The 5,141-nt window shown below is 66.7% G+C and carries 5 protein-coding genes; 2 read left to right on the forward strand and 3 right to left on the reverse strand.

Annotated features, from left to right (window positions below):
* On the forward strand, positions 1-342 hold a 342-nt coding region (locus AC1RSI_RS16625; RefSeq protein ID WP_492322706.1), incomplete at its 5' end, for a hypothetical protein.
* A 163-nt stretch (positions 343-505) separates the two neighbouring features.
* On the opposite strand, the gene AC1RSI_RS16630 is transcribed toward AC1RSI_RS16625, so the two are convergent.
* The gene (locus AC1RSI_RS16630) at positions 506-1,336 is read right to left on the reverse strand and encodes an alpha/beta fold hydrolase (protein ID WP_447941440.1); all 831 of its coding nucleotides are present in this window, start codon (positions 1,334-1,336) and stop codon (positions 506-508) included.
* A gap of 56 nt (positions 1,337-1,392) precedes the next feature.
* Positions 1,393-2,184: an alpha/beta fold hydrolase gene (locus AC1RSI_RS16635; protein WP_035309102.1), complete on the reverse strand. Its 792-nt coding sequence runs from the start codon at positions 2,182-2,184 to the stop codon at positions 1,393-1,395.
* 526 nt (positions 2,185-2,710) lie between these two features.
* Between AC1RSI_RS16635 and AC1RSI_RS16640 the strand changes: the two genes are divergently transcribed.
* Entirely contained in the window at positions 2,711-3,178 is a 468-nt protein-coding gene (locus tag AC1RSI_RS16640; RefSeq protein WP_035309100.1) for a MarR family winged helix-turn-helix transcriptional regulator, read from the forward strand.
* 35 nt (positions 3,179-3,213) lie between these two features.
* Here AC1RSI_RS16640 and AC1RSI_RS16645 read toward each other — a convergent pair.
* On the reverse strand, positions 3,214-5,141 hold a 1,928-nt coding region (locus AC1RSI_RS16645; protein WP_492322707.1), incomplete at its 5' end, for a TonB-dependent receptor.

A 5,141-nucleotide genomic window follows, 5' to 3' on the forward strand; every position in this document is an offset into this window, starting at 1 on the left:
GTTCAAATCCTACTCCCGCACCCAAACAAAACAGCCGCTGAGCACTACGCTCAGCGGCTTTTTGCTGGCCGAAGTCCAGACCCCTCGAAAATCCACCGTCGAAGCCACGTGGAAGCTCAGCCGGGTGGAAAAGCCCGCCCCGTTCTGCTGTGCTTCGATCAGGCCTTCGCGGCCTGTGATCAGGTGCCGGATTGGTTCGATGAAAGAGAACTGACCGACATACTGCTGATTGAAGCTTCGGGCGGTATCCACCGATATCGTCTCGTTAGCTCCGTCGAACTTGCCGATCGCCGGGGAGATCCGCGCGCGCCCATGATCGAGGCGACACACGGCGCGGCGTGAACGCCAACTTCGGGCAGGCTGGCTAGCTGGCGGGTGTGCGGGTCAACCCCGGGGGCCGTGGAGGACACGCTCAACATCATTCCGGGCCTGGAGTCTGTGACCCCCGGCCCGGAAGCCGAATGCCGAGAGGCCCGGTTCCCTGCATTCGGCCGCTAGACCCTGCCTATCCTTGAATGAACGCCAGCAAGTCGGCGTTGACGACGTCCGGATGGGTGGCGAACAGCCCGTGGGACAGGCCGGGATAGGTCTTCAGGGTTCCGTTCGACAGCAGCTTGACAGCCTGGTGCGCGGACGCGTCGATCGGCACGACCTGATCGTCCTCGCCGTGGAGCAGGAGCACCGGCAGAGAGACCGCTTTCAGGTCCTCGGTGAAGTCGGTCTCGGAGAAGGCGGTGATACAATCGTATTGGGCCTTTGCGCCGCCCGCCATGCCCTGGCGCCACCAGTTGCGGATCAGGCCTTCGCTCACCGCCGCCAATTCTCGGTTGAAGCCGTAGAAGGGACCCGACGGGACATCGAGGAAGAACTGCGCGCGGTTCTGCTTGAACGCGTCGCGGAACCCGTCGAACACCGCCATCGGCAGGCCGCCGGGATAGGCCGCCGTAGCCAGCATGATCGGCGGCACGGCGCCGATCAGCACGGCCTTGGCGACGCGGCCGGGCCGGCTGCGGGCGACGTAGCGGATGACCTCGCCCCCGCCGGTGGAGTGACCGATATGGATGGCGTTCTTCAGGTCGAGCGCCTCGGCCAGTTCCGCGACGTCCGCGGCGTAGGTGTCCATGTCATTGCCCGTGTCGGTCTGGTCCGAACGGCCGTGGCCGCGGCGGTCATGGGCGATGACGCGAAATCCCTTTTCCAGGAAGAACAGCATCTGGTTGTCCCAGTCGTCGGCGCTGAGCGGCCAGCCGTGGTGGAAGACGATGGGTTGAGCGTCCTTGGGGCCCCAGTCCTTGTAGAACAGGCGGGTGTCGTCGGAGAGGGTCAGGTAAGTCATGACTATGTCCTTTGAGAGGGTGGTTTGAGGCGAGGGTTTCGGTGGGTTTGCAGGCGTCAGTTCGGCCGGTCGCCGGCGCTGCGGGCGGCCTGGTCGATCACGTCGGCGACGGCGTGCGGTTGTGAGATCATCGGGACGTGGCTGGCGCGAATCTCGACCTTGACGGCGCCGATCTTCTCGGCCTGCTGACGCAGCATGGCCGGGGCGATGGCGGCGTCCTCGGTGGCGACGATGAACCAGCTCGGGCGCGTCCTCCAGGCGGCCTGGGTGACCGGCGTGGCGAAGGCCGACATGGCGATGGGCACTTGAGAGTCGCGCATGAAGGCGGCGTCCGCGTCGCCGACGTCGGCGGCGAACCCCTCCTGGAAGCGTTCGGCGCTGATGAAGCCGAATCCGTCGGCCTGTTCCTCGATCACGAAGGTCGAGGGGATGCCGAAGCCCTTATACTGGTCCCCGGCCGTCTCGCCGACATCGGCGGTCAGGGCGGAGACATAGACCAGGCCCTTCACCTTTTCGTCGACGCCGGCCTCGGTGATCACCACGCCGCCCCACGAGTGGCCGACAAGAATGGTTCCGCCGTCCTGGCGGGCGAGGGCGCGCCGCGTGGCGGCCACGTCGTCGGCCAGGGAGGTGAGGGGGTTCTGGACGATGGTCACCCGGTAGCCGCGAGCGGTCAGGTCGTCATAGACGGCCCTCCAGCCCGAGCCGTCGGCGAAGGCGCCGTGAACCAGGACGACGTTGCGGACGGTCTGAGCCGCCGGAATCGTCTGGACGGACTGGGCCTGAGCGGCTCCGCCGATGCTGGCGGCGCCGACGGCGGCGAGGAGGATGTTGCGGAACTTGATCATGGTCGTTTCCTTTGGAACTGGGTTGGGACGGTGGTGACGGACGTGAGAGTGAAGGCGAAATCGCGATAACATTTATCGCGCTAAAAGAAGATGCATGAAGCGCCGGAGTTCTGTCAAGCCAATATTTATCGCGATATATAACTTTCTGTCGCCTCCCGGTCTGAGGCGGGGCGCCGGGCATGGCGTCAGCCCTCCGTAATGGTCGGAATGAACGCCAAGCTGGCCAAGAGCGGCGGCTGGTCCACAACACCGTCGCAGGGCTGCGAGGGCCGCTGCGGATATGCACAAGTAAGGTGTTCGGCATGGTCGGCCTTGGCTCGGGCGGGCGGCTCTGACGTTAGACGTCTCAAGAGGGCCAATTATTCCCGCCGGCTGCCCCTTTCGCGCGTCCACTCCGAAGCGCGCCGCATCCAATCCCGCGACCGGCCCACGATGAGACGGGCCTGGCGAGGCAGGCCATCGGTCTTGTTAAGAGAATAATTATCGCGATATAACTCTCGTCCTGTGCAGGAGCGAGTAGGTCGGAATGTCCAAATCCAAAGGTCCCGTCCCGATGGAGGACCAGCTTTGCTTCACCGTCTATTCGACCGGCATGGCCATCCAACGGGCGTACAAGCCCCTGTTGGACGATCTGGGCGTCACCTATCCGCAGTATCTCGTGATGAACGTCCTGTGGCGGGAGGACGGCCGGACGGTCGGCGATATCGCCGACGAATTGGCGCTGGAGCCCAGCACCATGACGCCCTTGCTGAAACGGCTGGAGGTCGCCGGCCTTGTCCGGCGGGCGCGCAACCCCGCGAACGAGCGCCAGGTGGTGATCACCCTGACCAGCGAGGGCCAAGCCCTGCGTGAACGCGCGGGGTGTCTGGGCGAGGCCCTGCTGGACGCCTCAGGCCAGACCATGCCGGAACTCAGCGACCTCAACATCCGCCTCAAGTCTCTGCGCGACGCCGTCTACGAAAGCCTTGCGTCGCGCAAGTCGACGCAAGGCTAGGGGCCGGGGCGCCTCGGCGGGGCTGGGCTCGAGGCTCAGAAGCGTCGGCTGAGGCTGAGGCGAATGACGCGGCCCAGGGGGTCCTGATCGTCGCGACCATAGGCCGGCGCCGGGCGACCATCTCCCAGGGTCGCGGTCGGCCGCGCGTCGAAGAGGTTCTCCACCCCCAGTTCAAGCCGCAAGCCCTGGGTGCGACGGCGCGGCCCCGTGTCAGAGGCCTCGCTCCTGGGCGACGACAGGACGGTGCTGAGGGTGAAGCCGATCAGGGTCAGGGGCGACAGAAGCAGATCGTCAGGGCCGTCCTGCCCCAGATCGCGACGAAGGCGCGCGCCGCTTCGCCAGGTCGCCGCAAGGTTCAAACCCCATCGCGCGTATCGTCCGTCGAGCCGCAACGCCAACTGATGACGCGACAGGCCGCCGCCGTCTCCGGCGAGTTGATCAAGGCGGGGTAGGGCTTCGTTTATCGTGATGCGATCCTCCAGCCGCCAGGTGTGGTTGAAGGCGACCTGGACGGAGCCCCGCCTGGACGCCTCCGGCGCCCCGCTCCCGAGCGGAATATTGGCGGTCAGGCCCGACGAGAGGGTTTGGGACGAGATCGCCTTGAGATTGATCGGCCGCTGGTCGATGCCCGTCAGGCGACCTGAGGCGTCGCGCAGGATACGGTCCGGAAAGGCCGTCTCGGTCGCCGGCGTCAGGGCGGGAAGGGCTCCGATCGCATTCGTCGCCCGCGTGTTCTGAAGATCGACACTGGCCTGAAGACCCCACGCGCCGAAGGGGCCCGTCGATCCCGAGAGGGACAGGGTTTGCGTCTCCTGGGCCTGAAGATCCGGGGCGCTGCCGAGAATCGGCTGGATCTCGACGGCCTCGCCGCGGCGGAAGTCATAGAAGGTGCGCGGCGGCCCATAGCGGATCGGGTCGAACCGCTGTTCACGGGTGGGCGCATCGGTCGCCTGAGCGAATTGCGCGCCCAGACGGACTCTCCCGGACGGCGACCAGGCGACGCCGGCGTTCAGCCCCGTCCCCTGGGCGTCGGCCTCGTCGAGCAGTCTGAGGCGGCCGCCCAGATTGAGCGCCAGGTCGCCGAGCAACCGCCGGGGTCCGCCCCGGTCTGACTGCGAGGACGTGACCGGCAGCGTCAGGCCGGATCGGAGCTCGAGCGCGCGGGACGAGGGGGTTGCGGTTACGCCGGCGGCCCTGATGTCGGATCTGGAGCGAAGATACTGCGTATCGACCGTCATCTGGGCGGGCCCCGCCGGCAGGTCGATCAGGGTCCGGTCGGCCGAGAGTTTCGCGACGGCCGACACCGTGCGGGCCGTCACATCCGTCGCGCCCCTTTGCCGGCCTTCCGAGACCAGACCATCGAGCCCCCATCTCACCGACCATCCCAGGGCGCGCCCCGCCAGGCCCCCGGCCATGGTCAGGGCGTCTGTTTCCTGTCGGGTCTCCGCCCTGTCCGCAGCTGCGACCGAACTTGAGACGAAGCGGTCCTGCCGGGTCTGCAGATTTGCGCTGAACGAGGTCGACCAGTCTGACAGGGTTCCGGTCGCCGATAGATTCACCGAGCCCGTCTGCGCCTGCGGGCGGAGCGTGTTTCCGCCGCCGCCCGGATGGTCTCGACCATAGCCTGGCCGCTCGTCCGCCCAGAGCGGCGTGGTCCTCGCGCCCTGAAGGCCCATCTGGAAGGTCGAGGATCCCTGGATTTCTGATTGGCGTGCGTCGAGCGAGAGGGTCGTCGTTCCGCCGGCTGTCGGCCGGGACGCCTTCGCCAGAGCGTCACGGCTTCTGAACTCGGGCTCAAGAACGATGTTGACGACCCGCCGCCCAGGATCGCCGCCGTAGAGGGCGCCCGCCTGCGGCGGCAGGGCTTCGACGCGGACCAGGGCGTCGGGTGATGGGGTGGACGCCCCCCGACGGCATCTATGTGCCAGAGTGAGGTGTTGAACAGCACTCGAAGGAGGCGTCC

Source organism: Brevundimonas sp. GW821-FHT10E09, from assembly GCF_058809375.1.